This is a genomic window from Affinirhizobium lemnae, from assembly GCF_022968395.1.
In the GTDB taxonomy this organism is placed as follows: domain Bacteria; phylum Pseudomonadota; class Alphaproteobacteria; order Rhizobiales; family Rhizobiaceae; genus Neorhizobium; species Neorhizobium lemnae.
Genome location: NZ_JALJQZ010000020.1, coordinates 47,736 through 72,756 on the forward strand (window position 1 = coordinate 47,736; position 25,021 = coordinate 72,756).

Annotated in this window: 23 protein-coding genes; 18 read left to right on the forward strand and 5 right to left on the reverse strand. The window is 58.2% G+C overall.

Annotated elements, in window-relative coordinates; translation table 11 throughout:
* Nucleotides 1-107: 107 nt before the first annotated feature.
* The 7 genes from MUU53_RS13645 to MUU53_RS13675 all read left to right on the forward strand — a co-directional run bounded on the left by MUU53_RS13645 (nt 108) and on the right by MUU53_RS13675 (nt 7,724).
* Nucleotides 108-821: a FadR/GntR family transcriptional regulator gene (locus MUU53_RS13645; protein ID WP_247261387.1), complete on the forward strand. Its 714-nt coding sequence runs from the start codon at nt 108-110 to the stop codon at nt 819-821.
* 55 nt (nt 822-876) lie between these two features.
* Nucleotides 877-1,851, forward strand: a complete 975-nt coding sequence (locus tag MUU53_RS13650) for a sialic acid TRAP transporter substrate-binding protein SiaP (protein WP_247261388.1) — start codon at nt 877-879, stop codon at nt 1,849-1,851.
* Between the two features lie 141 nt (nt 1,852-1,992).
* Nucleotides 1,993-2,571: a TRAP transporter small permease gene (locus MUU53_RS13655; RefSeq protein WP_247261389.1), complete on the forward strand. Its 579-nt coding sequence runs from the start codon at nt 1,993-1,995 to the stop codon at nt 2,569-2,571.
* 5 nt (nt 2,572-2,576) lie between these two features.
* Complete coding sequence (locus MUU53_RS13660) at nt 2,577-3,983, forward strand: TRAP transporter large permease (protein WP_247261390.1); 1,407 nt, start codon at nt 2,577-2,579, stop codon at nt 3,981-3,983.
* Nucleotides 3,984-4,044: 61 nt separating this feature from the next.
* Entirely contained in the window at nt 4,045-5,094 is a 1,050-nt protein-coding gene (locus MUU53_RS13665; RefSeq protein WP_247261391.1) for an L-idonate 5-dehydrogenase, read from the forward strand.
* An 18-nt stretch (nt 5,095-5,112) separates the two neighbouring features.
* Nucleotides 5,113-6,312: a mannonate dehydratase gene (gene uxuA / locus MUU53_RS13670; protein WP_247261392.1), complete on the forward strand. Its 1,200-nt coding sequence runs from the start codon at nt 5,113-5,115 to the stop codon at nt 6,310-6,312.
* Between the two features lie 2 nt (nt 6,313-6,314).
* Nucleotides 6,315-7,724 carry a mannitol dehydrogenase family protein gene (locus MUU53_RS13675; protein WP_247261393.1) on the forward strand — a complete coding sequence of 470 codons (1,410 nt, stop codon included), beginning with the start codon at nt 6,315-6,317 and terminating at the stop codon, nt 7,722-7,724.
* Here the strand turns inward: MUU53_RS13675 and MUU53_RS13680 are convergent.
* The 4 genes from MUU53_RS13680 to MUU53_RS13695 form a co-directional block, all read right to left on the reverse strand.
* A complete protein-coding gene (locus MUU53_RS13680) occupies nt 7,717-8,619 on the reverse strand; it encodes a dihydrodipicolinate synthase family protein (protein WP_247261394.1) in 903 nt (300 codons plus the stop codon). The genes MUU53_RS13675 and MUU53_RS13680 overlap by 8 nt on opposite strands.
* Nucleotides 8,620-8,643: 24 nt before the next feature.
* Nucleotides 8,644-9,525, reverse strand: coding sequence for an SMP-30/gluconolactonase/LRE family protein (locus tag MUU53_RS13685; RefSeq protein WP_247261395.1), 882 nt, complete (start codon nt 9,523-9,525; stop codon nt 8,644-8,646).
* A 64-nt stretch (nt 9,526-9,589) separates the two neighbouring features.
* Nucleotides 9,590-10,303: a FadR/GntR family transcriptional regulator gene (locus tag MUU53_RS13690; RefSeq protein ID WP_165131380.1), complete on the reverse strand. Its 714-nt coding sequence runs from the start codon at nt 10,301-10,303 to the stop codon at nt 9,590-9,592.
* Nucleotides 10,303-11,016, reverse strand: a complete 714-nt coding sequence (locus MUU53_RS13695) for a ribonuclease activity regulator RraA (protein WP_247261396.1) — start codon at nt 11,014-11,016, stop codon at nt 10,303-10,305. The genes MUU53_RS13690 and MUU53_RS13695 overlap by 1 nt, the downstream gene beginning before the upstream one ends.
* Before the next feature lie 202 nt (nt 11,017-11,218).
* Between MUU53_RS13695 and MUU53_RS13700 the strand changes: the two genes are divergently transcribed.
* The 6 genes from MUU53_RS13700 to MUU53_RS13725 all read left to right on the forward strand — a co-directional run bounded on the left by MUU53_RS13700 (nt 11,219) and on the right by MUU53_RS13725 (nt 19,210).
* Nucleotides 11,219-13,168, forward strand: coding sequence for an ABC transporter substrate-binding protein (locus tag MUU53_RS13700; RefSeq protein WP_247261412.1), 1,950 nt, complete (start codon nt 11,219-11,221; stop codon nt 13,166-13,168).
* Nucleotides 13,169-13,282: 114 nt separating this feature from the next.
* Nucleotides 13,283-14,269: an ABC transporter permease gene (locus tag MUU53_RS13705; RefSeq protein ID WP_165131377.1), complete on the forward strand. Its 987-nt coding sequence runs from the start codon at nt 13,283-13,285 to the stop codon at nt 14,267-14,269.
* A gap of 10 nt (nt 14,270-14,279) precedes the next feature.
* A complete protein-coding gene (locus tag MUU53_RS13710) occupies nt 14,280-15,401 on the forward strand; it encodes an ABC transporter permease (protein WP_247261397.1) in 1,122 nt (373 codons plus the stop codon).
* Nucleotides 15,402-15,410: 9 nt separating this feature from the next.
* Entirely contained in the window at nt 15,411-17,135 is a 1,725-nt protein-coding gene (locus tag MUU53_RS13715) for an ABC transporter ATP-binding protein (RefSeq protein ID WP_247261398.1), read from the forward strand.
* A 25-nt stretch (nt 17,136-17,160) separates the two neighbouring features.
* Nucleotides 17,161-18,348, forward strand: a complete 1,188-nt coding sequence (locus tag MUU53_RS13720; protein WP_247261399.1) for a mandelate racemase/muconate lactonizing enzyme family protein — start codon at nt 17,161-17,163, stop codon at nt 18,346-18,348.
* Nucleotides 18,335-19,210 (forward strand): aldose epimerase family protein, encoded by an 876-nt coding sequence (locus MUU53_RS13725; protein WP_247261400.1) that lies wholly within the window; start codon nt 18,335-18,337, stop codon nt 19,208-19,210. The genes MUU53_RS13720 and MUU53_RS13725 overlap by 14 nt, the downstream gene beginning before the upstream one ends.
* Here the strand turns inward: MUU53_RS13725 and MUU53_RS13730 are convergent.
* Nucleotides 19,199-20,158 (reverse strand): LysR family transcriptional regulator, encoded by a 960-nt coding sequence (locus MUU53_RS13730; RefSeq protein WP_247261401.1) that lies wholly within the window; start codon nt 20,156-20,158, stop codon nt 19,199-19,201. The genes MUU53_RS13725 and MUU53_RS13730 overlap by 12 nt on opposite strands.
* Nucleotides 20,159-20,394: 236 nt before the next feature.
* Here MUU53_RS13730 and MUU53_RS13735 point away from each other — a divergent pair, with 236 nt between their 5' ends.
* The 5 genes from MUU53_RS13735 to MUU53_RS13755 are packed head-to-tail and all read left to right on the forward strand — an operon-like array spanning nt 20,395 to nt 24,950.
* The gene (locus MUU53_RS13735) at nt 20,395-21,549 is read left to right on the forward strand and encodes an ABC transporter substrate-binding protein (protein WP_376748593.1); all 1,155 of its coding nucleotides are present in this window, start codon (nt 20,395-20,397) and stop codon (nt 21,547-21,549) included.
* A gap of 12 nt (nt 21,550-21,561) precedes the next feature.
* A complete protein-coding gene (locus MUU53_RS13740; RefSeq protein ID WP_062556457.1) occupies nt 21,562-22,344 on the forward strand; it encodes an ABC transporter ATP-binding protein in 783 nt (260 codons plus the stop codon).
* Nucleotide 22,345: 1 nt separating this feature from the next.
* A complete protein-coding gene (locus tag MUU53_RS13745) occupies nt 22,346-23,047 on the forward strand; it encodes an ABC transporter ATP-binding protein (protein ID WP_062556458.1) in 702 nt (233 codons plus the stop codon).
* Nucleotides 23,048-23,050: 3 nt separating this feature from the next.
* Entirely contained in the window at nt 23,051-23,935 is an 885-nt protein-coding gene (locus tag MUU53_RS13750) for a branched-chain amino acid ABC transporter permease (protein ID WP_247261402.1), read from the forward strand.
* Between the two features lie 4 nt (nt 23,936-23,939).
* Nucleotides 23,940-24,950, forward strand: a complete 1,011-nt coding sequence (locus MUU53_RS13755) for a branched-chain amino acid ABC transporter permease (protein ID WP_247261403.1) — start codon at nt 23,940-23,942, stop codon at nt 24,948-24,950.
* Nucleotides 24,951-25,021 lie beyond the last annotated feature (71 nt).

Below are 25,021 nucleotides of genomic sequence, written 5' to 3' on the forward strand. Positions count from 1 at the left end.
TGTCCTTAACTTTCCCGCTTGACACCTGCAGGAATTAACCCATAGTAGCAATTGGTCAGACAATCTGACCGATGGCGCATCGGGAGAGGATGCGCGGGGAGGGTTCAATGTTCGTGGCTTTGGAGCCGCGCCGCCTTTATCGGCAGGTCGCGGAACAGATACGCGCGCTGATAGAGGCCGGCGAATTGAAGCCCGGTACGCGTCTGCCGCCGGAGCGTGAACTTGCCGAGCGTTTCGCCGTGTCTCGACCAACGGTTCGTGAAGCGCTGATTGTCCTGGAAGTCGAAGGCCATATCCAGATCCGCATGGGGTCGGGGGTCTATATCAGCCAGAAACCTCAGGGGTCTGATGAGCTTCGTCAGTTGGAAGACACAGAAGGTCCGCTGGAAATTCTGCAGGCGCGATGCCTTATCGAAAGCGCGATTGCTGAAGAGGCCGCACGGCGCGTGACGCGAGCTGGTCTCCAACGGATCGATGCCACGCTCGAGCGGATGGCACGCTCGCTCGATGAGCCGGAGGTGGCGCTGGGCTGCGATCGCGATTTTCATACCGCCATTGCGGATATGATTGGAAATTCGGCCCTCAAGCATTTTACGGGCCTGATCTACGATTCCCGCATGTCGCCTTACTTCACCAAACTCGCCAGCTATTTCGAGGGCCCGCATACCTGGAAGCTGGCTCTGGAGGAGCATCATATCATTCGCGATGCGCTGGCGACGGGTGATCCTGCCGCCGCGCGCGAGGCAATGCGCAGCCATCTGACGTTGGCGCAAAAGAGATTCTCGGAAAGCTTCGGGGAGGAGCAACCGAGAGAGAAATGATTGAGCCGCTCCGGTTCGGTCGTTCGATAAGTCTGGTTTCACTTGGGAGGAAAGAATGAAACTGAGATTCAAGACATTGCTGGGAGCTGCCGCCGTCATCGTGGCATCCACGCTTTCAGCGCACGCCGAGACTGCGCTCAAATGGGCGCACGTGTATGAAACGTCCGAGCCGTTCCACACGGAATCCGTCTGGGCGGCGCAGGAAATCGCCAAGCGGACGAATGGACGTTACAAGATCGATGTCTTCCCGGCATCGCAGCTTGGCAAGGAAGCTGATATCAATCAGGGCCTCAAGCTCGGTACGGTCGATATCATCATCTCGGGCTCCAGCTTTGCTGCGCGCGATTTCAAGCCGATCGGTGTGACCTACTACCCTTACATCTTCCGTGACCCGAGCCATCTCATCGCCTACACCAAGAGTGACGTTTTCAAGCGTCTGGCCAAGGGCTACGAGGATAAGACCGGCAACCATATCGCAGCCGTCACCTATTACGGTACGCGCCACACGACATCCAACAAGCCGATCTCCAAATGCGCCGATCTGCAGGGCGTGAAGATGCGCGTTCCGGATGTGCCAGCCTACCTTGCAATGCCGCGTGCATGCGGTGCGAACACGACGCCGATTGCCTTCGCTGAAGTTTACCTTGCCCTGCAAAACGGCACTGTCGATGCGCAGGAAAATCCGCTGACGACGATTGAGGCGAAGAAGTTCTACGAAGTTCAAAAGAACATCGTCCTGAGCGGCCATATTGTGGACCACCTGAATACGCTCTTCTCGAAAAAGCTTTGGACCAGCCTGTCTGACGAGGACAAGAAGATTTTCTCGGAAGTGGCTCAACAGGCAGCTGAGCGTGGCACCAAGAAGATCGAGGCCCGCGAGAAGGAACTCGTCGACGAGTTCAAGAAAAAGGGCATCACGGTCACGGAAATCGATAAGGCTGATTTTGAGAAGAACGTCATCGAGAAGGTCAAGCTCGAGGACTTCGGTTACGAAAAAGCTGACTGGGACGCCATCCGCGCGATCAAGTAACGCCCTCGGCGCGGCGGCTGACGCCGCGCCCCCTTCTGCAATCCGCTTCGATCCGTGTCCTGTCGCCAATCGACAGGCCTCTTCAAAAAATCAGGCGACTGCCTGACCGGCGAAGCTATGTTCTTGAACAGGAAATTGCTGATGTCTGCGGCACAGGATATCCATACACCGGTCACACCGGAGGAATTGGCGCATACCTTCGACGAAGCGCCGGCCCATGTCGACCTCAAGGTCTATGCCTTCGAGGACTGGCTCACTCTTGGCCTCTTCTGGGTGATGACGGCTTGCGTGTTTCTGCAGTTCTTCACGCGCTACGTGCTGAATGACAGTTACGCCTGGACGGAAGAAATCGCCGTCAACTGCCTGATCGGCGTCGTGTTCATGGGCTCGGTCATGTGCGTGCGAATGTCACGGCATATCCAGGTCGACGTTCTGTACCATTACCTCCCGGCCCGCGTGACGCGCATCATGGCGACGGCGGTGGATATCATCCGCATCGGCTTCTTCGCCTACGGCTCGTGGCTCATGTGGCGCTACATGGAGATCGTCGCCGATGAAGAAATGGTGACTGTCCAACTGCCCCGGAACATTGTTTTTTATACGGTTCTCGCCGCCTTCGTCCTGATGCTGGGCCGTTCCATCCAGGTTTTCATTGCCAATATGCGCCGCGGCTATTCCGTTCTCGAGCGCCCTGAAGCCTTCCAGAACGCAGAGGATTGATTGATATGCTTCTCCTGATTGGATCCTTTCTGGCGTTGATGGTGCTGGGGCTGCCGGTTGCAGTGTCCATGGCCGTCTCGTCGGTTCTGTACATCGTGTTCTATGATGTCGCGCCGGATATCATTGCCGCTCAGCGTCTGATCGCGGGCGTTGAAAGCTTTCCTCTGCTGGCCGTTCCTTTCTTCATTCTGGCTGGTAATCTCATGAACATTGCCGGTGTCACAGGCCGCATCTACTCATTCGCGGTCGCGCTTGTTGGCTGGATGAAGGGCGGATTGGCGCAGGTCAACATCATCGGCTCTGTCGTTTTCTCCGGCATGTCGGGCACGGCGCTCGCCGATGCAGCGGGTATCGGCACCATCGAAATCAAGGCGATGAAGGACCACGGCTATCCGGTGGAAGCAGCCGTCGGCGTTACCGCGGCATCCGCAACGCTTGGGCCCATCTTCCCGCCTTCGCTGCCCTTTGTCATCTACGGCATGATGGCCAATGTCTCTATCGGCGCTCTGTTCATGGCGGGCATCATCCCCGGCGTGGTCATGACCGTGCTGATGATGATCACCGTCGCTATCTTCGCTTACGTCAAGCGGTGGGGTTCCGATACGCCTTTCAGCATAAGAAACTTGCTGGGCGCATCTCTTGAAGTTCTCGTCGTGATGGCTGTGCCGACCGGCATCTGGATCCTGACGATGCTTGGCCTTTCGTTGAACTGGGCCATCTTCGTTGCCTTGATCGTGCTTTTGCTATGCGACTGGTATTTTGACTTCTCTGCTGTCATGGCGCTGATGACACCCGTCATTCTGATTGGCGGCATGACGATGGGCTGGTTCACGCCCACAGAAGCAGCTGTCGCGGCAGTACTCTGGTCGCTTTTCCTGGGCATGGTCCGCTATCGCACCATGACGTTCAAGTCGGTTGCCAAGGCCACACTGGATACGGTGGAAACCACGGCTTCGGTTCTGTTCATCGTTGCAGCCGCCTCAGTGTTTGCATGGTTGCTGACTGTGAGCCAGACCGCCCAGCTTCTCTCGGATGCAATCCTGTCGATCACGAGCAACAAGTGGGTCTTCCTCATTCTCGTGAACCTGCTGATGCTCTTCGTCGGTTGTTTCCTGGATACCATCGCGGCCATCACCATTCTCGTTCCGATTCTACTGCCGCTCGTGAAGCAGTTCGGTATCGATCCGGTCCATTTTGGTCTGATCATGACATTGAACCTGATGATCGGTCTTCTTCATCCGCCGTTGGGAATGGTCCTGTTCGTACTTTCGCGTGTCGCAAAGCTTTCCGTGGAGCGTACTACTATGGCGATCGTTCCATGGCTGGTGCCGTTGCTCATCGCGCTCCTGCTGATCACCTTCATCCCAGGCATTACACTTTGGCTGCCGAAGGAAATGGGCCTCATTCGCTAATCGAAAGGCTCCCGCGTCTCGTCGCGGGAGCCCCAATCTCAACCATCGAGGCTAGAAACACATGAAGACGCGCGTTGCTCGTCTCCACGCGACACGCGATCTGCGCGTGGAGGAAATTGGCACCCACATGCCGGGCGAGGGCGAAGTTCTGCTTGCCATGGCGGCGGGTGGTATTTGCGGATCGGATCTGCACTACTATCAGGATGGGGGCTTTGGACCCGTGCGGGTGCGTGAACCCATCATCGCCGGTCACGAAGCTTCCGGCATCGTAAAGGCGCTAGGGTCCGGCGTCAGCAATCTTGCCGTCGGGCAACTGGTGGCGGTCAACCCTTCGCAGCCCTGCGGCCATTGCGAATATTGCGCCATCAACCAGCCAATTCATTGCCTGAATATGCGGTTCATGGGCTCTGCCATGCGCCTGCCACACGAAAACGGAATGTTCCGCGATCAACTGGTCGTACCCGCCAGACAATGCCATGCGGTTGGCGGCAATGTCACGCCCGGCGAGGCCGCCTGTGCCGAACCCTTGGCTGTCTGCCTTCATGCGGTTTCGCAAGCAGGTGATCTGGCAGGCAAGACGGTGCTTGTCACCGGCGCTGGCCCGATCGGTCTGCTGGTTGTCGCGGCGGCCCGCCACGCTGGTGCTGGCACAATTGTTGTGACGGACCTGACCCATGCGGCCCTTGCCCGTGCTCCGGTCATGGGAGCGGATGTCGCGATTAATGTGGCGCGCGATGGGGAGGCGCTAGCTCCCTATCAAGAAAACAAGGGCAAATTCGATGTAGTGTTTGACTGTTCTGCTGCAGGTCCTGCCCTCAGATCCGCCTTCGCAGCAATCAAACCGCGAGGAACGATCGTTCAGGTTGGCGTGACGGGTGACATCACCATTCCGCTGAATGCCCTGGTGGGCAAGGAAATTGTCTGGCGTGGATCGCAACGCTTTCACGCGGAGTTTGCTCAGGCCGTTGATCTGATTTCAAGCCGGGCCATCGATGTCAGGCCGATCATCTCCCACGAGTTTCCTCTCGAGCAGGCTATCGACGCCTTCGAGCAGGCCGGTGACAGAACTGTCGCGTGCAAGGTTCAGTTGACCTTCAGTCAGACAGACTAGAATCTTAAGGAAAAGACGATGAGACATACGTGGCGGTGGTTCGGCCCGATCGACAAAGTGAGCGTGCAGGATGCGGCACAGGCGGGCGCGGAGGGTATTGTCAGTGCTCTGCACCATATCGGGACGGGCGAAGTCTGGCCTGTGGACGAGATTGCAAAGCGACACCAGGAGATCAAGGCGGGTGGTCTTTACTGGGATGTCGTTGAAAGCGTTCCGGTTTCGGAAGACATCAAGACCCAGACGGGCGACTGGAAGCGACACATTGCCAACTGGCAGGAAACGCTTCGCCGTCTTTCCGCGTCCGGCATCCGCACGGTGTGCTACAACTTCATGCCAGTGCTGGACTGGACGCGCACGGATTTGCGCTGGGAAACACGGCACGGCGCCAAGGCAATGCGCTTCGACCTGACGGATTTTGCCGCCTTCGATGTCCACATCCTGAAACGACCGGATGCCGCGCTCGATTATCCGGAATGGTTGAGGGAGGAGGCTCATCGTCGCTTCTCTGAGATGGCGGATAGCAAGATCGCAGCGCTTGGCAAGAACATCGGCGCTGGCCTTCCCGGCTCGGCGGATGGCTATACGCTGGATCAATTGCTGGAGAAGCTACGCACCTATCAGGGTGTTAACCGAGAGCGGTTGCAGCAGAACCTCATCGATTTCCTGAGTGAAGTCACGCCCGTTGCGGAAGAGGTTGGCATCAATATCTGCGCGCACGGTGATGACCCGCCGTGGCCGCTCTTGGGTCTTCCGCGCATTCTGTCCACTGAGGCAGACTATGCGCACATGCTTGGCCAGGTAGATGTGCGAGCCAATGGCGTGACCCTTTGCACCGGTTCGTTGGGGGCAAGGGCGGATAATGATCTGCCCTTTATAGCTACGCGTTTCGCCGATCGCATTCATTTCGTGCATCTGCGCAATGTAACGCGTGATACGGATACAGTGCCCTGTTCTTTCTTCGAGGACGAGCATCTGGAGGGTGGCACAGACATGGTTGCAGTCATCGCAGCGCTTGTCTCGGAAGAGGCGAGGCGCCTGGAGGAAGGGCGCGCGGACCACCAGATCCCCATGCGGCCGGATCACGGCCAGGAAATTCTGGACGACCTGACACGCGGCGCGCAACCGGGCTATCCGGCCATCGGGCGTCTCAAGGGTCTGGCAGAATTGCGTGGCATCGAAAGAACGTTGAAACACCAGCGCTATGGGCTGGGAGCATAAAGATGGTATTTCTTTCCAAAGGTTCAGCCCTGCCAGCCAATGTACGTCGCCCCGGATATGATCGGAATAGACTGAAACCCGGTATCCTCCACATCGGTCTCGGCGCCTTTCATCGCGCTCACCAGGCGGTCTATACGCAGAGAGCCCTTGAGGCGCAGTTTGGTGACTGGGGGATTGTGGCCGTAAACCTTCGTTCGCCGGAACCGGTGGAGGCGCTCGCCGCGCAGGATGGGCTTTATTCCATCACGGTGCGGAGCGAGGCAGGAGACAGTTCAGAAGTTTTGGGGGCAACGGTCGACTGGATCTGCGCTGCGAAGGACGGACAACGCGTCCTCGATTATCTGGCTGATCCGGCCATCAGGATCGTGACCATGACTGTCTCGGAGAAAGCCTATGGGTTGCATCCGGTGACTGGCGGACTTGACCATGACCACGCAGCCGTGGCGCATGACCTCGCGAACCCGCATAAGCCAAGCGGTGTGCTCGGTTTCATCGTTGAAGGTCTGGCACTCCGCCATGCTGCGGGGTTGAAGCCCTTTACGGTTCTCTGCTGTGATAACCTTCCCTCCAACGGCAGGGTCATTCAGCGGCTGGTGCTGGACATGGCCCGTACCAAAGGTGCCGGTCTGGCAGACTGGATCGAACGGGAAGGCGCTTTTCCGTGCTCGATGGTGGATCGGATCGTTCCTGCCGCAACCGAAGAAACCCGGCAGCGTGCTGCCTCTCTTCTCGGCGTGGATGATCGACTGGCACTTGATACCGAACCGTTCTTGCAATGGGTGATCGAGGACAGGTTTGTCGAAGGGCGTCCTGCGTGGGAAGCGGGAGGAGCGATTTTCGCCGAAAACGTCGAGCCCTATGAAAAGATGAAGCTCCGCCTGCTGAACGGCTCGCACACGTTGCTTGCACATCTCGGCATTCTCAACGGCCTTGATTATATTCGCGAGGTCATGGCGGTTCCCGAACTGGCCGCGAAGACGCGCAAGCACATGGAGGAAGTGGTCAGCACTCTCGACCCCGTGCCAGGAATTGATCTTCCAGCCTATATCGATGAGCTTCTCGCCCGCTTCGCCAATCCGACGATTGCGCATCGCAACATACAAATCTCGCTGGATACGACGCAGAAATTGCCGCAACGTCTGCTGGCCCCCGCGATCGATGCCCTGATGCAGGGAGAAACTGCGGGCGCAACAGCCTATGCTGTCGGCACATGGATGGCTGCAGTGCGCAAGCGTGGAGACTGCGATGACCCCCGGCGTGCCGAAGTTCTGGCCGCCGCGCAAGGCATGAAGCCAAGCGACCCCTCAGCTTCGTTCTTTGCCATTCCTGGCCTTTTTCCTGAGGCGCTGAAGGAAGCGCGGAACTGGCGTGACCAGATCAACGCTTCCATTCGGGAGCATAAGGTTATTTGACGCTCCAGCCTTCGATCAACTGGCGCAGTGTTTCCCGGTCTGCCTCATCCAGGCGTGGCAGTCCGGGGACGCGCACCGGACCAACCTGCAGTCCCTGAATCTCAAGCGCTTCCTTGACGACCGTAACATTCGCACCGTTGCGGAACTTCGTCCGAAGACGCTCGAACAGCTCAATCTTCTCGACGACGAGTCTGGCGGTCTCGAAATCACCCTGGCTCAACGCCTTGTGAACTTCGAGAGACAGTTGCGGGGCGACATTGACGAGGCCGGATGTGAACCCTCTCGCACCCGCTGCGGCAAAGGCCGGAGCCCAGCTTTCCGCTAGGCCACAAACATAGAGAGCGCCGTTCGTATTGGAGGCAGAAATCGCGCGCGACAGCAGCATGAGATCAGTCGTCGCAAACTTGACACCAGCAATATTGGGATGATCGGCCAGCCGCTTCATGTCGTCTACGCTGAAGCCATCTGCGCGCACATAAGCTACCAGCGGCAGTTCGCTTCCTTCTGCCAATCCCTGGAAATAGTCGATTTGTGACTGAGGGGCAGCAAAGGGGTCAACCGGTTGGTGGGACATGACCGCACTTGCGCCGATTTCCTTGGCGCGCCGCGCCATTTGCAGGGCTTCGCGCTGGGAGCGACCGATTGCAGCGGTGACGGGAGCTTTGCCGCTGACGCCCGCAACTGCTGCGTCCTGAACCTTGTAGATTTCATCGACCGTGAGAGCATAGAACTCCCCGGTGTTTCCGGCAGCCACAATATTGTGGATGCCAGCATCCGCGACGCGACGATAGACTTCGCGGGTGACCTCCGGGTTCACTTCTCCGGCAGAATCATAGGCAGTAACCGGCACACCGGATACGCCGGCGAGGGCCGACTTGATGGCTTGAATGGACATGGGAAACCTTTCGGAGAATCGGATTCAGATAGGGAAACGGGGAACCGGCACGCCGGTCACATCTACGTCGAGGGCGACGACGGTTCCGTGCTCCATTTCGCCATTCACCTCACGCGCAAGCGTTGTGACGAAAAGGGTTCGAAGATCCGGACCGCCGAAACACGGCATGGTCGGTCCGCTCAGCGGCAGTTGATAGAGTTCGACGATCTCACCGTCCGGGTTGATCCGGTTCAGCTTTCCGTCCAGCACTCCAGCACTCCAGTAGAAGCCATCCGTGTCGATGGCGGCCCCATCCGGACGGCCTTCTGCATTGGTAAATTTGGTCAGCCTTCTGGCCGGCCCGAGCGAGCCGGTAGCAGGGTCAAAGTCAAAACTTTGAAGAAATTGGCCGCTGCTATCGGAATGGAACATTGTTCTGCCATCTGCACTCCATGCCAAGCCGTTGGAGGTGAGCAGACCATCTTCGATGATCGTCTGAAACGTTCCATCGGGAGCCACCCGGTAGAGGCGTCCATTGCCGGTTTGCGGCGTTGCCTCATCTCTTGTTCCGATCCAGAAATGCCCATCAGGCCCCACCTTGCCATCGTTCAAACGGCTGTCAGGACGACCACCATCCGGATTGCAGAACAAGGTCAGCGCGCCGGATTCAGGGTCCATGACGTGGACGCCGGTTTGTAATGCCACGATGATTTTGCCGCTTTCGCAGAGCGCTAGGCTACCGATCAATGCGGGCATTGGATAATGGCTCAGGCTCCCATTCGCACGGATACAGTAGACGGCGGGAGCCAGAACATCCACCAACCACAAATCCCCTGTCCGGTCGTCCCATGTCGGCGACTCCCCGACCCTCAAAGGCGTGTCCATGAGACGGCGCACCTTCGGATGTATCACGCGTGGCGATGGCATAATGTCCTCCAATTGCATGCTTTACCCAAGACAGGCGACGTCTCCCCACGCCGTGCCTTGCTGGTCATACGCCCTGGAACATGCGCGCGCGGGCGTTCAATATGTGTGTCTTCATTGCCCCATGGGCCCGCTGCTCATCGCGCGCGAAGATGGCCGCAACGATTTCCGCGTGCTCATCCTGGACGGCACGAACATGCGCTGGCGTTCTCTTCAGGCTGAGCGAACGGGTAACCGACATGCCGATGGCGATATGCGGTTTGAACCATTCCCTGACCAGCGTATGGAACTGGTTGCCTGTCGCAAGGGCAATGGCGTCGTGCAAAGCCTGATCTTCTTTCGCGCCAAGATCCCCTCGCTGCAGACAGGCTTCCAATTCGTCGAACCTCGACTCGATGAGGGATTTGTCCTGCATCTGCCAGTTTTTCGCCGCCAGGGAGGCGGCTTCCGCTTCCAGCCCTGCGCGAAATTCGAAGAAGCGCTGTACGTCGGCCAGGGAGCCGACTGGCACTTCCGTGAGGACAGACTGATCCGGCCGCTGGCGGACATAAGAACCCGAACCCTTGCGAGATACGATCAACTGGTCCGCGCGGAGCTTTTCCAGAGCCTCGCGGACGACGGGTCGCGACGCACCCAGCATTGTCGAGAGGTTGGTCTCCGAAGGCAGTCGTTCGTTGACTGGAAACCGACCATCAGCAATCATTCCGACGATCTTCTCGTAGATGATGTCGCTGAACCGCGGGTCCTGTCTCTGGCTCGCAATGAGCTCGGGTTTGTTCATCAGCGCCCCTTTTCCTTTCGCCAGGCGGCGAATTCTTTTTCGGCTTCCGGGCTTGGCGGATAGATGCCGAAAATCGATCGACCTGAGCGGACCTGTTCTTCGACGAAGTCCTCGAAAACCGTCTGTTCGAAGGCTTCGTTTGCCACGTCCTCGGCGATATCGGAAGGGATAACGACAACGCCTTCGTTGTCACCGACCAGAATGTCTCCTGGATAAACTGCAACATCACCGCAGCCGATGGGCTGGTTGATGTCCAGGGCATGGTGACGGATCAGGTTGGTCGGCGCCGATGGAGCAGCGTGATAAGCGGGGAAGGGGAGTTCGGCGATATCTGGCGTGTCCCGGAACCCTCCGTCGGTCACGACGCCCGCAACTCCGCGCTTCCAGAGACGCGTTACCAGAATGCTCCCGGCAGATGCAGCGCTTGGATCCTTGCGGCTGTCCATGACCAGAACTGCCCCTTCCGGGCATTCTTCCACAGCGCGACGCTGCGGATGACCGCGGTCTGCAAAAACACCAAGATGATCAAGATCTTCGCGGGCGGGAATGTAACGCAAGGTATAGGCTGGCCCCACCATGCGCGGTGCATCATGGTTGATCTTGTGAATGCCGGCGATGAAGACATTGCGAAAGCCACGTTTCAGCATGACAGTCGTCAAGGTTGCGGTCGAAACCGCTTTCAATTTGTCACGCGCCGCTTCGCTGACTGCCATTTCGTCTTCTCCCTTTGAAACCCCTCGGCGAACCCCGTGGGCTCGCAATATCGCGGCAGATTTATAAAAGCTGTAAAAATCTGTCAATACTTGTAATCATCTGAAAACGTGCATATGGTTTGACCGCTGGCCTGGAGGGGCCGCATCGGTGCTGCGAGGAGTCGGCGGCACGGATGCCATTCAGTTTCTGGAGGAGAAGACGATGGGTGACGGGGATAACAAGATGCCGGGCGTTTCACGCCGTACGGTTCTGGCAGGCATCGGGGCGGCGGCGGCCATGTCGCTTGCGCCACGGGGTGCTTCGGCTGCGACTGGCAAAGAGGCGCCTCAGCTTGCGGCGATGGTAAAAGACGGGAAGCTTCCGCCGCTTGCCGAGCGTATTCCGCCGAAGCCGATGGTGGTGAAGCCGTTCGAAAAAATCGGTTCCTATGGCGGCTCTCTGCGCCGTGGCCTGCGTGGCTCGTCCGACCATAACGGCATTTTGCGCATGGTTGGCAACCAGGGCCTGGTGCGCTGGAACATGGACTTCACCGAGGTTCTGCCCAACCTTGCAGAGAAGTGGGAAGTCAGCGCGGACGCGACAGAGTTCACCTTCCATCTGTTGCAGGGTGTAAAGTGGTCTGACGGCAACCCGTTTACTGCCGATGACGTTGTTTTTGCTATCGAAGATTGCGTCAAGAACAAGGAGCTATACAGCGCTACCCCGGCGCAGCTTTCCGTTGCAGGCAAGGCAGTCGAAGTCACCAAGGTTGATGACTACACGGTCAAGTTCAAGTTTGCCGGGCCGAATGCGCTCTATCTTGAAAACCTCGCCACGCCGCTTGGCCAGCACCCCACGCTGTTTGCAAAACACTACTGCAGCAAGTTCCTGCCCAAGTACAATCCGAAGCTGGCCGATGATGTGAAGGCAGCGGGCGTCAACAGCTGGCCCGAACTCTTCCGTGCAAAGTGCGGCGATATCGAAATTCCGTCTCGCTGGGGCAATGTCGAAAAGCCGACTCTCGACCCCTGGGTCGTCAAGGAAGCCTATTCCGGCGGTGCAACACGCGTGCTGATGACGCGTAATCCTTACTTCTGGCAGGTCGATACCGAAGGTAACCAGTTGCCCTATATCGATGAAATCAACTTCGGCATCAGCCAGGATGTCGAATCGCTGATGCTGAACGTCATCTCCGGCAAGATCGATATTCAGGAGCGCCATGTCAGCGTTCTCGCGAATAAGCCAACGCTTTCCGAGAACATGAAAAAGGGCGATTACCGCCTGCTGACGCTGATCCCCTCTGCCTCGCAGCAGTGCCAGATCTACCTGAACATGACGCACAAAGATCCGGCGATGCGCAAGATGTTCGCCGACAAGTCGTTCCGGCAGGCACTGTCTCTCGGCATGAATCGCCAGGAAATCATCGATATCGTCTACTTCGGCCAGAGCGAGCCCTATCAGGCAGGACCACGCCCCACACATCCGTGGTACCATGAAAAGCTCGGGCGGCAGTTCACGCAGTTCGATGCAGCCAAAGCAAACGAACTTCTGGATAAGGCGGGTTACAGCAAGAAGAATGCCAATGGTATCCGTCTGCGGCCAGATGGTCAGCCGGTCTTCTTTGCCATCGATGTGATCCCGACGCTCTATCCGGATCTGGTCGACGTGCTGGAACTGGTGAAGACGCAGTGGGCAGGTATCGGTGTCGACATCAAGGTCAACACCATCGAGCGCGCGCTTTATTATACACGCGGTGACGACAACGCTCATGATGCGGCGGTCTGGCCGGGTCCGGGCGGTCTGGATCCGATGCTTGATCCGCGCGACTTCTTCGCGTTCCACCCGCAGGGCTCCCGTTATGCCATTCCGTGGACGCTCTGGTACACGTCCAACGGTGCAAAGGGCGAAGAGCCGCCGGAAAGCCAGAAGAAGCGCTTCAAGCTGTTTGATGAGGCGCGTTCCACGGCGGACCTGCAAAAGCGCGGCGCGATCATGAAGCAACTCTTCGACATTACGGCTGAAGAGTTCGAAACGATCGGCGTATGCCTTGCGGTTGGCGGCTTTGGCGTCATCCGCAATAACCTGCGAAACGTTCCGGAAAAGCAGCCTGACAGCTGGTCCTGGCCGAACCCGGGTCCTGCTCTGCCGCAGCAATTCACCTTCAACACCTGATCACCAGAGCTGGCGCCGCCTTGTTGAGGGCGGCGCTCCATTCCACGAAGTTTCCCGGACGACAGCGCAGTATCGCTGCTGGCGTCCGGCGGACCTTGCTCACGAGTGCCTGCCATGCTGAAATTTATCGGGAAACGGCTGCTCTGGATGATACCATCCCTGTTCGCAGTCAGCTTTCTAGCTTTCGTGCTCATTCAGTTGCCACCGGGCGACTATGTCACCACCTATATCGCAACCCTTGCCGCTTCGAACGAAGTCGTTGACCAGAACACGGCTGCGCAATTGCGTGAACGTTTCGGCCTCGATGACCCCATGCTGGTCCAGTATGGCAAGTGGATGTGGGGCATTTTGAGCCGTGGCGATTTCGGCATCTCCTTCGAATGGCAGCAGCCTGTGTCTGGCCTGATCTGGGAGCGCATGGCGCTCACCCTCGTTCTCGCCATCGCAAGCCTTTTGGCAACTTGGGCAATCGCTCTGCCCATCGGCGTGTACTCAGCCGTCAAGAAGTACTCCATTGGCGACTATGCCTTCACGGCTTTCAGCTTCTTCGGATTGTCTGTCCCCTCCTTTCTGCTGGCGCTCGTGCTGATGTATGTCGCAGCCGTCGAATTCGGAGCCGACGTCGGTGGCCTGTTCTCGCAGGAATACGAGACAGCGCCGTGGAGCATCGCCAAGATGGTGGATCTCATGACCCACATCTGGTTGCCGGTGACCATTCTTGCTGTTTCGTCTACGGCCAGCCTCATTCGCGTCATGCGCGCCAACATGCTGGACGAGCTGCCGAAACCCTATGTCACGACCGCACGCGCCAAGGGACTTTCCGAGTTTCGTCTGCTGACAAAGTACCCGATGCGCATCGCGCTCAACCCTTTCATCTCGACGATTGCCTGGCTCTTGCCGAACCTGATCTCCGGTTCGGTGGTGGTCGCGATCGTCCTGAACCTGCCGACGGCAGCGCCGCTTCTGCTCCAGGCGCTCATGGCGCAGGACATGTATCTGGCAGGTGCCTTCGTGCTTCTCATCTGCGCACTCACCCTCATCGGATCCCTGATCAGCGACATCCTGCTGGCCATGGTCGATCCCCGTATCCGTCTCGAATAGGAGGGCGACCATGGTTGATGCAGCTATCACAACCTATCAACCGGATCGCGCCGCCGTTGCATCGCAGTGGCAGCTTATCTGGTGGGCATTCAAGCGCCACAAACTTGCAATGATCTCGCTCTGGATCACGGTTGCCATGTATATCGTGGCGCTTGTTCCCGGCTTCTTCGCGATCAACGACCCTGTTGCCCAGAATGCGCGGGCGACGTTTTCGCCGCCGCAGCGGATCCATCTGTTCGATACGTCGAACGGCTTTTCCATCGGGCCTTATTTCCACCCCATGAAGCTGACGCGCGATCCGCAGACGCTGGCTGCAATCTTCGTTGAGGACACGACGAAGAAAGTGCCAATCCAGTTCTTCGGTCGAGGATACGAATATTCCGTGCTCGGACTGTTCAACAGCAACGTCCATCTTCTGGCGTCAGGCGACCCATCACGCCCGCTCTTTCTGTTTGGCGCTGACCGTCTGGGTCGAGATGTCTATAGCCGTGTTATACAGGGTGCGCAGATCTCGTTGTCCATCGGTCTTGTCGGCGTCTTCATCTCGCTGATGCTCGGCATCGTGCTTGGCGGTATTTCGGGATATTACGGCGGGCGCATCGACTTCTTCATGCAGCGGGTGATCGATTTCGTTCTCTCGCTTCCGACGATCCCGATCTGGCTTGCCATGGCCGCCGCCCTGCCACAGGGCTGGCCCGCGACGATGCAGTACATGATGATTACGATCATCCTGTCGCTGACCGGCTGGGCGCAGCTTGCCCGCGTCGTTCGTGGGCGCTTCCTGTCACTGAGAACGGAAGAATTCGTCGCCGCCGCCCGCCTCGATGGTGTCTCGGAAGGTCGCATTATCTTCCGCCACATGCTTCCGAGCTTCTCCAGCCATATCATTGCGTCGGTCACGCTTGCAGTCCCGGCCATGATTCTGGCGGAGACGTCTCTGTCGTTCCTCGGCCTCGGACTTCAGCCGCCTACCATCTCCTGGGGCGTGCTTCTGCGCGAGGCCCAGAATATTCGCTCGATCGCGACTGCTCCGTGGCTGTTCATGCCCGGTGCTGCGGTCGTGGTTGCCGTCATGGCGCTCAACCTTCTGGGTGACGGTCTGCGCGATGCAGCCGATCCCTACAACAAGTGAGGGCGAACCATGTCTGATGTTCTCTCCATGCCCGCCCGCAAGCCGCTTCTGGAAGTTCGTAACCTCGTTACCGAGTTTCCCCTGCGAACCGGCGTGTTTCGTGCCGTCAACGATCTCTCATTCTCGATTGAAGCCGGCAAGACACTCTGTGTCGTCGGCGAAAGTGGTTCCGGCAAATCGGTGACCGCCCGTTCAATCCTGCAGATTGTGGACGCGCCCGGTCAGATCGCCTCCGGCTCCATCATGCTGAACACGGCAGATGGCGTCTCGATCGATCTGGCGAAATTGCACCCGCGCAGCAAGGCGATCCGTGCCGTGCGCGGGCGTGACATTGCAATGATCTTTCAGGAGCCGATGTCCTCGCTATCGCCGGTGCATACGGTGGGTGATCAGATCACGGAAGCCATCCGTCTTCACATGAAGATGTCAAAGGACGAGGCGCGCGCCGAGGCGATCAATCTGCTGCGGCAGGTGGAGATTCCAAACCCGGAACTGGCAATCGACCGCTACGCGTTCCAGTATTCCGGCGGCATGCGCCAACGTGCGATGATTGCCATGGCGCTGGCGTGCCGTCCAAAGCTCCTGATCGCCGATGAACCGACGACGGCGCTTGATGTGACGACGCAGGCCGAAATCCTGGACCTCATCGCCCGCCTGCAAAAACAGAGCGGTATGGCGGTTCTGTTCATCACCCACGACATGGGTGTGGTGGCGCAGATTGCCGATGACGTGCTCGTCATGCATCACGGCGTCGCCAAGGAGTATGGAACGGTCGAGCAGATCTTCCATTCGCCGCAGGATCCCTACACGAAGATGCTGATAGGTTCTGTGCTGAAGCTGGAGCAGAAGGCGGAAATACGGCTTGCCCGACCGCCGCTGGACCAGACCGCGCCGCCCATTCTCGAGGTGCGCAATCTTTCGCAGCAGTTCGGCACCGTGAAGGCGCTCGATAACGTTTCCATTTCGCTGCTGCCGGGCGAAACTCTCGGTATCGTCGGCGAAAGTGGTTCCGGCAAGACGACCATGGGCCGCGCCATCATGCGGCTTTACGACCCGACCGCCGGCGAAATGCTCTACCGCAAGGTAGATGGTTCCGTGGTCGATCTCGCAAAAATCGAGGGCGAGGAATTGAAAAAGGCCCGGCGCGAGTTGCGCATGGTGTTTCAGGATCCTTTTGGTTCGCTGAATCCGCGCATGACGGTGGCTCAGGTTATTGGTGAGCCGCTCCTCGTCAACGGCATTGCCCGAGGCAAGGAACTGGATGACAGGGTCAGCCACCTCATGGAACAGGTCGGTCTCGATCCTCGTGGCCGTGAGCGCTACCCGCATGCCTTTTCCGGTGGCCAGCGCCAGCGCATAGGGATTGCCCGCGCCATCACCTTGAACCCACGCATTATCGTCGCAGACGAAGCAACATCGGCGCTGGATGTTTCGGTGCGCTTCCAGGTTCTCGATCTCCTGATGAAACTGCAGGACCAGCTTGGGCTCGCTTACATCTTTATCAGCCACGACATCGGCGTCATTCGCTACATGTGCGACCGCGTGGGCGTCATGTATCGAGGCAAGATCGTCGAAGTCGGTGAGGCAGAGAAGGTCTGCAACGCACCTGATCATCCCTACACGCAGGCGCTGCTTTCCGCCATTCCGCGTCCAGATCCACGCGACCGCGACCGTTCGCGCCGCTTCCGCTACATCGAGCCCGCAGCCGTAAAAAATGGCAGCGCGGGGCGATAAATCCGACATTGCATGAGGCATGACCATGAAAATTGATCGCATGCGCGTCTTCGTGACGCGCGACAAGGACCGTCCACGCGTTATCGTCGCTCTGGACACGGATGATGGGTTGACCGGCTGGGGCGAGTGCTACAATCACGGCCCTGATCTCGCGCTGCCGCCGCTGCTGGATTACCTCTATGGCTTCATAGCCGGGCAGGACCCGACGCGTGTGGAATATCTCGTCAACCTGCTGATCCAGCAAAGCCGCTTTCCCCCTGGGGCGCTTGGGCTTTCTGCAATTTCAGCGCTTGACCACTGTTTGTGGGATCTGGCGGCGAAGGCTGCAAATGTGCCGGTCTACAAGCTCCTGGGTGGCGCGGTGCGTGACAAGATCCGCGTCTACGCGGGTGTCTACACGGCACCGGATGCGCCCGCTGCCAAGGAAGAGCTTGATCGCCTGAACGAAGGCTGGGGCTTTACCGCCTTCAAGCTAAGCCCATGGCGCATCGATCTGCATGCCAATCGCTGGGGTGAGGTCGTTCGCGCTTCGGCGGAATACTTCCGCTCCCTGCGTGAAACGATCCGTTCTGACTACGAAATCGCCTTCGATGCACATGCAAAGATCTTTGAACCTGCGGCGGCGCGGCAGCTTGGCAATGCGCTCGCTCCCTATGATCCGCTGTTCTTCGAAGAGCCGCTGCGGCCAGAGAACATCGAGGCCTGGGGTGATCTGAAGCAGGGTCTCAACTGCACGCTCGCGACAGGTGAAAGCCTCTACAGCCGCTTCGAATTCCTGCGCCTTCTACAGGTCAAGGGTGCAGACTGGATCCAGCCGGATATCTGCGTCGTCGGCGGCATCACGGAAATGCGCAAGATCGCGGTTCTGGCTGAAGCGCATTTTGTCAGCATGGCACCGCATAACCCCATGGGTCCGCTTGCCACGGCGGTGAATGTTCACTTCGCAGCGGCGACCCAGAACTTCCGTATCCTTGAATATCGCCTGCCGCGCGGCCAGTGCTATGTCTACGGCGGGACCGATATCGAGACGCGTGAAGACGAAACGCGCTACGTTGTCGATCCCTATCTGCCGAAGGATGGCTATCTGGAACTGCGCCCGGATCGTCCCGGCTGGGGTGTCGAAATGGATGAGAAGGCCATGCAGGAAGACGGCTATGTGCATTGGCAGCGGCGGGTGCCTAAGCGTCCTGATGGTTCCTATGCCTTCGCTTGAGGTGGTCGACATTGCGCACGGGCCGTTTACGGCCCGTGTCATTCCAGACTGGGGAGGGCGGGTTGCCGGCCTTAGTCATGCTGGGGCTGGCGATATTCTCGTGCCCGTCACGGCGTCGGAATTCGACCCGTTGAACTGGCCGAAAGCCGGTGGCTATCCGCTGTTCCCTTTCCACAACCGGATCAAGCAGGCCGCGTTTTATCATCAGGGAGTGCTGCACCAACTGCGGTCGCATCCTGCCCTGGGCGGCGATGTGATGCACGGACCTGCACACCAGCGTGTATGGCAGGTCACGTCATCCAACGGCTCGTCCGTGTCCTTGCGACTGGATTATGATGCCGATGCCGAGTGGCCGTTTGCATTCACCGCGCACCAGCAGATTGAACTCGATGACCATGGCCTGACTGTACGCCTGAAGCTTGTAAATCGCTCTGATGATCCCATGCCCGGATGTTTCGGCTGGCATCCTTATCTTGCCGTTGATCTGTCAGCCGCCGCCCAGACAGATGCCGGGAACGCCTATGTGCTGGATGCGCAGAACCTGCCTACACTGGCCGCGCCGGTTGCTCGGCAATCAGCAGAAATTCCCGCTAAGGTTGGCTATACGCTGCATTTCCGCGACTGGACCGAGGCATCCTATTCTTCGAAAAAAGGATGGGACGTGGCCGTGACTGCAGATCCTGTCTTCAAGCACATCGCAGTGCACCGAACAGAACGGTATCTTTGCCTTGAGCCAGTGAGCGCGGCAGCCGGCGTCTTGAACCTGAGCCCGGAGCAGCGGCAGGCAAGAGATTTGACCGTTCTCAAGCCGGGGGAAGCGATCGCCGGATCGGTTCGCCTCTTTGTTCGGTCAACCGGATGAGACAGTCGTATGTCTGCCTCTGCCCTTTGCGCGGGGTTCATCAACGCCGTTTGACAGAAACTGGTTCTGGTCCTTCGCCACGATGTCCCGAAGAAAGCCAATGATCGCGCGGATACGGCTGGACTGCACCAGATCCTGGTGACAGACCAGCCAGTAGTGGCGGTCAAGCTTCACGTCGCTTAAGACTGGCTGAAGTTCCGAATATTGGCGGGCAATGAAGAAGGGCAGAACGCAGACCCCCAACCCGTTTCGAGTCGCGGTCAATTGCGCGAAGATACTAGAGCTTTGCAGGCTCGGTTGAATGCGCGGATGGATGTCTCCCAGATAGTCCAGCCCCGGCGCAAAGATCATATCCTGAATGTAACCGATGAACTGGTGATTGAGCAGTTCCTCGCGGCTTTCCGGCGTGCCACGACGGTTGAGATAGCTCTGGCTTGCATAGATTTGCAGCGCGTAGTCTGTCAGTTTCTCCACATGGTAGGGGCCTGCCTTTGGCGGATCGAGTACGACGGCAAGATCAGCCTCCTTGCGTGAGAGCGCCATGATCTGCTGGATCGTGACCAGTTCAAGTGCCAGATTGGGATAGCGTGCGGAAAGTTCTCCAAAGCGGGCCGCGAGAAAGAAGTTCGAGAAGCCCTCCGGTGCAGAGATGCGCACGACACCTTGCTGAGCGGGCCCCTGACCGGCAAGTTCCGCCTCCAGCCGCTCGGTCTCCTGTTCGACCTTTTCTGCCGTTTCCACGAATCGCTGGCCAATGGGTGTGAGCACATAGCCGCGTGGGTTACGCTCGAAGAGCTTGACCTTCAGGGTAAACTCCAGCCGATCGATGCGTCGCGAGACCGTAGCGTGACTTGTCCTCAGTTTTCTTGCTGCCGTCGACAACTGGCCTGAGCGCGCCACTGCAAGGAAGAATTGCAGGTCATCCCACGTAAAATGCGTCTTCGACATTCCACTCGCTCCTGCCTGTTCAATTTTGAACAGATACTGTTTGAAATTAGTTCGCGCAATTGCTTGCGCAAGCGGATTTTTAAGAGAAACATAATCCTTGAGCTGCGGGCTTTGAGGATAGCCAGCAGCCTGTTTTTGAACAGGCTCATATGAGCGCCACGCACTATCTCTGGGAGGATAATGATATGCGCGGAACTATTCTGGCGTCGGCTGCGGCGCTTCTTGCCAGCACATCCATGGCGTTTGCTGCTTCCGTTTCCGACGGAAAGGTGAAGATCGGCATCCTGAACGACCAGTCCGGTGTCTATGCCGATTTCGGCGGCAAGGGCTCTGTCGAGGCGGCAAAGATGGCCGTTGAAGATTTCGGTGGCAAGGTGCTCGATAGCGCAATCGAGATTGTTGACGCTGACCATCAGAACAAGCCGGACATCGCTTCCAACATCGCACGCCAGTGGTTCGACACAAACCAGGTCGATGCCATCATGGAACTGACGACGTCTTCCGTCGCTCTCGCGGTGCAGGCAATTGCCAAGGAAAAGAAGAAGATCGACATCGTCACCGGTGCTGCGACGACAGAACTGACTGGCAAGCAGTGCAGCCCCTATGGCTTCCATTGGGCCTACGATACACATGCTCTGGCTGTCGGCACCGGCGGCGCGCTTGTAAAGCAGGGCGGCAAGAAGTGGTTCTTCCTGACGGCCGATTACGCATTCGGTTACTCGCTTGAGGGCCAGACCAGCGAATTCGTCAAGGCCAATGGTGGTGAAGTAGTGGGTGCGGTCCGCCATCCGCTCAGCAACGCAGACTATTCTTCGTTCCTGCTTCAGGCGCAGTCATCCGGTGCGAATGTCGTCGGTCTCGCGAATGCTGGCGCGGATACGCAGAACGCCATCAAGCAGGCAGCGGAATTCGGCATCACGCAGAGCGGACAGCGCCTCGCAGCGCTGCTCTTCACGCTTGCGGAAGTCAACGGCCTCGGTCTTGAAGCGGCACAGGGTTTGACCCTGACGGAAGGTTTCTACTGGGATCGTGACGACGAGAGCCGCAAGTTCGGCGAGCGTTACATGAAGCGCACCGGCAAGATGCCGAACATGATTCAGGCGGGCACCTATTCTGCTGTTCTTCAATACCTGAAGGCCATCCAGAAGGCCGGAACGGATGAGACGGAAGCCGTTGCCAAACAGTTGCATTCCATGCCGGTTGAAGACGTCTTTGCAGGCAAGGGCACTGTTGGCCCGAACGGCCGTATGATCAAGGACATGTATCTGCTGGAAGTCAAGAAGCCGTCCGAGAGCAAGAAGCCCTGGGACTACTTCAAGGTTCTTGCCACGATTCCTGGCAAGGAAGCCTATATCGATCCGGCCAAGAGCGGCTGTGACCTCGTAAAATAAGCGGGTCTTTTCATGAACGCACCATCCCCACAGTCCCTGGGGGAGCAACGCGCGGTCCTTTCCGCGCGTGGTCTCTCTCGCCGCTTCGGTGGTTTTCTAGCGGTCAACAATGTCGATATCGACGTCTTCCATGGTGAGATCCATGCGCTCATCGGGCCGAATGGCGCCGGGAAGACGACGGTGTTTAATCTTTTGACCAAGTTTCTTCAGCCAACGGCGGGTAAAATTACCCTCATGGGCGAAGACATCACGTCCACTTCCCCGGACCGCGTGGCACGAATGGGGCTGGTGCGCTCATTCCAGATTTCGGCGGTCTTCCCGCATCTGACGGTGCTGGACAATGTCAGGGTCGCGTTGCAGCGACCGAACGGTCTGGCACACCAGTTCTGGCGGCCGATGTCGGCGCTCGACACCCTGACAGGGAAAGCCGATGCCCTGCTGACAACCGTCGGGCTCATGCGGGAGCGTGATGCACTTGCGGCGGACCTCTCCTATGGGCGCAAACGCGTTCTGGAGATTGCAACGACGCTCGCTCTCGATCCTAAAGTGCTGCTGCTCGACGAACCGCTGGCTGGGATGGGGCAGGAGGATATCACCGCCATTGCCGGGCTCATTCGCTCCGTCGCCAAAACGCGCGCGGTGCTGATGGTCGAGCACAACCTGTCGGTCGTGGCCGACATCTGCGACCGGGTCACCGTGCTTCAGCGCGGCGAAATCCTCGCGGCTGGTGACTATGCGACCGTCAGCCAGGATCCACAGGTGCGCACGGCCTATATGGGCCGCGAGGAGGATTGAGATGAACGCATTACTGGACGTTCGCGGCCTCAACGCATGGTATGGCGAAAGCCACGTTCTGCATGGGGTCGACATGCAGATCCGCGAAGGCGAGACGGTAACCCTGCTTGGCCGCAACGGCGTCGGCAAGACGACGACGCTGCGCACCATCATGGGCATCATCCGCCAGCGCAAGGGTACGCTGCGATTTAACGATCAGGACATGATGCCCGTGCCGCTGCACAAGACGGCGCGGCATGGCTTGGGTTTCGTGCCGGAAGAGCGCGGCATCTTCGCAAGCCTCAGTGTCATCGAGAATCTCATGCTGCCGCCGCAGATCGCCAAAAACGGCATGACGGTCGATGAGATTTTCGAACTGTTTCCAAACCTCCATGAGCGTCGAAACAGCCCTGGAACCAAGCTTTCCGGTGGCGAGCAGCAAATGCTGGCTATTGCGCGGATCCTGCGTACGGGTGTGCGGATGCTTCTTCTGGATGAACCGACGGAGGGACTTGCGCCTGTTATCGTTCAGCGTATCGGCGATGTACTGATCCGGCTGAAACAGCGCGGTATAACGGTTCTTCTGGTGGAGCAGAACTTCCGGTTTGCAAGTCGAGTTGCCGACCGCTTCTACCTCATGGATCACGGCCATATTCAATCGGAGTTTCCCGTTGCGCAGCTTGGCGAGCGCATGGATGAACTCCATAAAGTTCTAGGAGTCTGAACCATGAACACGGTTTTCGGAGTTCCGCTTCCCGCGCTGCTGGGTCAGCTTCTGATCGGTCTTATCAACGGGTCCTTCTATGCCCTGTTGTCGCTCGGGCTGGCGATTATCTTCGGCCTGCTGCGCATGATCAACTTTGCGCATGGCGCACAGTATATGCTGGGTGCGTTCACGGCTTATCTGCTTCTGCATTTCGCCGGCATTGGCTACTGGCCGGCGCTTATTCTGACACCAATCATCGTCGGCGTGTTCGGCGCAGTGATTGAGCGGCTGTTCCTGCAAAGGCTCTATGGTCTTGATCCGCTCTACGGTCTGCTCTTCACCTTCGGTCTGGCGCTGATGCTGGAAGGCATCTTCCGCTACTACTATGGTGCATCCGGACAGCCCTATGCCACGCCTCCATCACTTGCGGGCGGCACGAACCTCGGCTTCATGTTCCTGCCGAACTATCGCGGTTGGGTGGTTGTTGCCTCGCTCTTGGTCTGCATCGGAACCTGGCTGCTGATCGAGAAGACAAAGCTTGGCGCCTATCTTCGGGCAGCAACGGAAAATTCCACGCTTGTACAGGCGTTCGGCGTCAACGTGCCGATCCTGCTGACGCTGACCTACGGGCTGGGTGTTGCTCTTGCCGCCTTTGCAGGTGTGCTGGCAGCGCCAATCTACCAGGTCTCGCCCTTGATGGGCTCCAACATCATCATCGTCGTCTTTGCGGTGGTCGTCGTGGGCGGAATGGGATCCATCCTTGGTGCGATCGTAACGGGCTATGTTCTGGGCATTACCGAAGGCCTGACCAAGGTGTTCTATCCGGAAGCCTCCAACACAGTGATCTTTGTCATCATGGCAATAGTCCTGCTGGTCCGGCCTGCCGGACTGTTTGGACGGGAGTAAGAACATGGCTGAAATTCACACCTCCACCGTCCCGTCTGATGCCCTCGATGACCGTTCTGTTTCAAAGGCCGAAATCACGGCGAGACGTCTTGCGCTGATCGCAGGCTTGTTGCTGCTTCTTGTTGCGCCCTTCCTGATCTACCCGGTCTTCATCATGAAGGTGCTCTGCTTTGCTCTCTTTGCGGCCGCCTTTAATCTTCTGATTGGCTATACCGGTCTCCTTTCCTTCGGGCACGCGGCCTTTTTCGGCGGCGCTGCCTATTTCACCGCGCACAGCGTGAAGGAATGGGGCGTGCCGCCTGAACTCGGCATTCTCATCGGAACTGCAGGCGGCGCCGCTCTCGGCCTCATCATGGGTTTCTTTGCGATCCGGCGGCAGGGCATCTATTTCTCCATGATCACGCTGTCGCTTGCACAGATGTTTTTCTTCTTCTGCCTGCAGGCCAAGTTCACGCATGGTGAGGACGGTATCCAGTCCGTTCCGCGTGGGCATCTTTTCGGCTTCATCGATCTCAACCAGCCGATCGCCATGTATTACACCGTGGCCGCGATCTTCCTGATTGGCGTTTTCATCATCTGGCGCTTCGTACATTCGCCCTTCGGCATGATCCTGAAATCCATCCGTGAGAACGAGCAACGCGCGATCTCGCTTGGCTACTCCGTCGCGCGCTACAAACTTGGTGCCTTCGTGATGTCGGCAGCGCTTGCCGGATTGGCAGGCGGCACCAAAGCTCTCGTGTTCCAGTTCGCGACGCTGACCGATGTGGGCTGGCAGACCTCCGGCGAGGTGATCCTGATGACACTGCTCGGTGGTATCGGCACCATGCTTGGCCCAATCCTCGGTTCCGCCATTGTGGTCATGCTCGGCAATTATCTGGCAACGACCGGCTTTCCGGTCACGATCATCACCGGCGCTGTGTTCATGATCTGCGTGCTGGTCTTCCGACGTGGTGTGGTGGGCGAACTGGCGGCCTCAAGGATCGGCCGAAAATTCGGGCTGGCGCGCTGGCTCTAACCCGATAAGCGCACCAAAGCTTCTAGTTTAAACTCCGCATGGGCGCATTGAGCGCGCCCAGGCGAACCTTT

Excerpts from the sequence above, each read along its gene's own strand:
- MUU53_RS13645 (WP_247261387.1), top strand. The coding sequence starts at position 108 with ATGTTCGTGGCTTTGGAGCCGCGCCGCCTTTATCGGCAGGTCGCGGAA.
- MUU53_RS13650 (WP_247261388.1), top strand. The coding sequence starts at position 877 with ATGAAACTGAGATTCAAGACATTGCTGGGAGCTGCCGCCGTCATCGTG.
- MUU53_RS13655 (WP_247261389.1), top strand. The coding sequence starts at position 1,993 with ATGTCTGCGGCACAGGATATCCATACACCGGTCACACCGGAGGAATTG.
- MUU53_RS13660 (WP_247261390.1), top strand. The coding sequence starts at position 2,577 with ATGCTTCTCCTGATTGGATCCTTTCTGGCGTTGATGGTGCTGGGGCTG.
- MUU53_RS13665 (WP_247261391.1), top strand. The coding sequence starts at position 4,045 with ATGAAGACGCGCGTTGCTCGTCTCCACGCGACACGCGATCTGCGCGTG.
- uxuA (WP_247261392.1), top strand. The coding sequence starts at position 5,113 with ATGAGACATACGTGGCGGTGGTTCGGCCCGATCGACAAAGTGAGCGTG.
- MUU53_RS13675 (WP_247261393.1), top strand. The coding sequence starts at position 6,315 with ATGGTATTTCTTTCCAAAGGTTCAGCCCTGCCAGCCAATGTACGTCGC.
- MUU53_RS13680 (WP_247261394.1), bottom strand. The coding sequence starts at position 8,619 with ATGTCCATTCAAGCCATCAAGTCGGCCCTCGCCGGCGTATCCGGTGTG.
- MUU53_RS13685 (WP_247261395.1), bottom strand. The coding sequence starts at position 9,525 with ATGCCATCGCCACGCGTGATACATCCGAAGGTGCGCCGTCTCATGGAC.
- MUU53_RS13690 (WP_165131380.1), bottom strand. The coding sequence starts at position 10,303 with ATGAACAAACCCGAGCTCATTGCGAGCCAGAGACAGGACCCGCGGTTC.
- MUU53_RS13695 (WP_247261396.1), bottom strand. The coding sequence starts at position 11,016 with ATGGCAGTCAGCGAAGCGGCGCGTGACAAATTGAAAGCGGTTTCGACC.
- MUU53_RS13700 (WP_247261412.1), top strand. The coding sequence starts at position 11,219 with ATGGGTGACGGGGATAACAAGATGCCGGGCGTTTCACGCCGTACGGTT.
- MUU53_RS13705 (WP_165131377.1), top strand. The coding sequence starts at position 13,283 with ATGCTGAAATTTATCGGGAAACGGCTGCTCTGGATGATACCATCCCTG.
- MUU53_RS13710 (WP_247261397.1), top strand. The coding sequence starts at position 14,280 with ATGGTTGATGCAGCTATCACAACCTATCAACCGGATCGCGCCGCCGTT.
- MUU53_RS13715 (WP_247261398.1), top strand. The coding sequence starts at position 15,411 with ATGTCTGATGTTCTCTCCATGCCCGCCCGCAAGCCGCTTCTGGAAGTT.
- MUU53_RS13720 (WP_247261399.1), top strand. The coding sequence starts at position 17,161 with ATGAAAATTGATCGCATGCGCGTCTTCGTGACGCGCGACAAGGACCGT.
- MUU53_RS13725 (WP_247261400.1), top strand. The coding sequence starts at position 18,335 with ATGCCTTCGCTTGAGGTGGTCGACATTGCGCACGGGCCGTTTACGGCC.
- MUU53_RS13730 (WP_247261401.1), bottom strand. The coding sequence starts at position 20,158 with ATGTCGAAGACGCATTTTACGTGGGATGACCTGCAATTCTTCCTTGCA.
- MUU53_RS13735 (WP_376748593.1), top strand. The coding sequence starts at position 20,395 with ATGGCGTTTGCTGCTTCCGTTTCCGACGGAAAGGTGAAGATCGGCATC.
- MUU53_RS13740 (WP_062556457.1), top strand. The coding sequence starts at position 21,562 with ATGAACGCACCATCCCCACAGTCCCTGGGGGAGCAACGCGCGGTCCTT.
- MUU53_RS13745 (WP_062556458.1), top strand. The coding sequence starts at position 22,346 with ATGAACGCATTACTGGACGTTCGCGGCCTCAACGCATGGTATGGCGAA.
- MUU53_RS13750 (WP_247261402.1), top strand. The coding sequence starts at position 23,051 with ATGAACACGGTTTTCGGAGTTCCGCTTCCCGCGCTGCTGGGTCAGCTT.
- MUU53_RS13755 (WP_247261403.1), top strand. The coding sequence starts at position 23,940 with ATGGCTGAAATTCACACCTCCACCGTCCCGTCTGATGCCCTCGATGAC.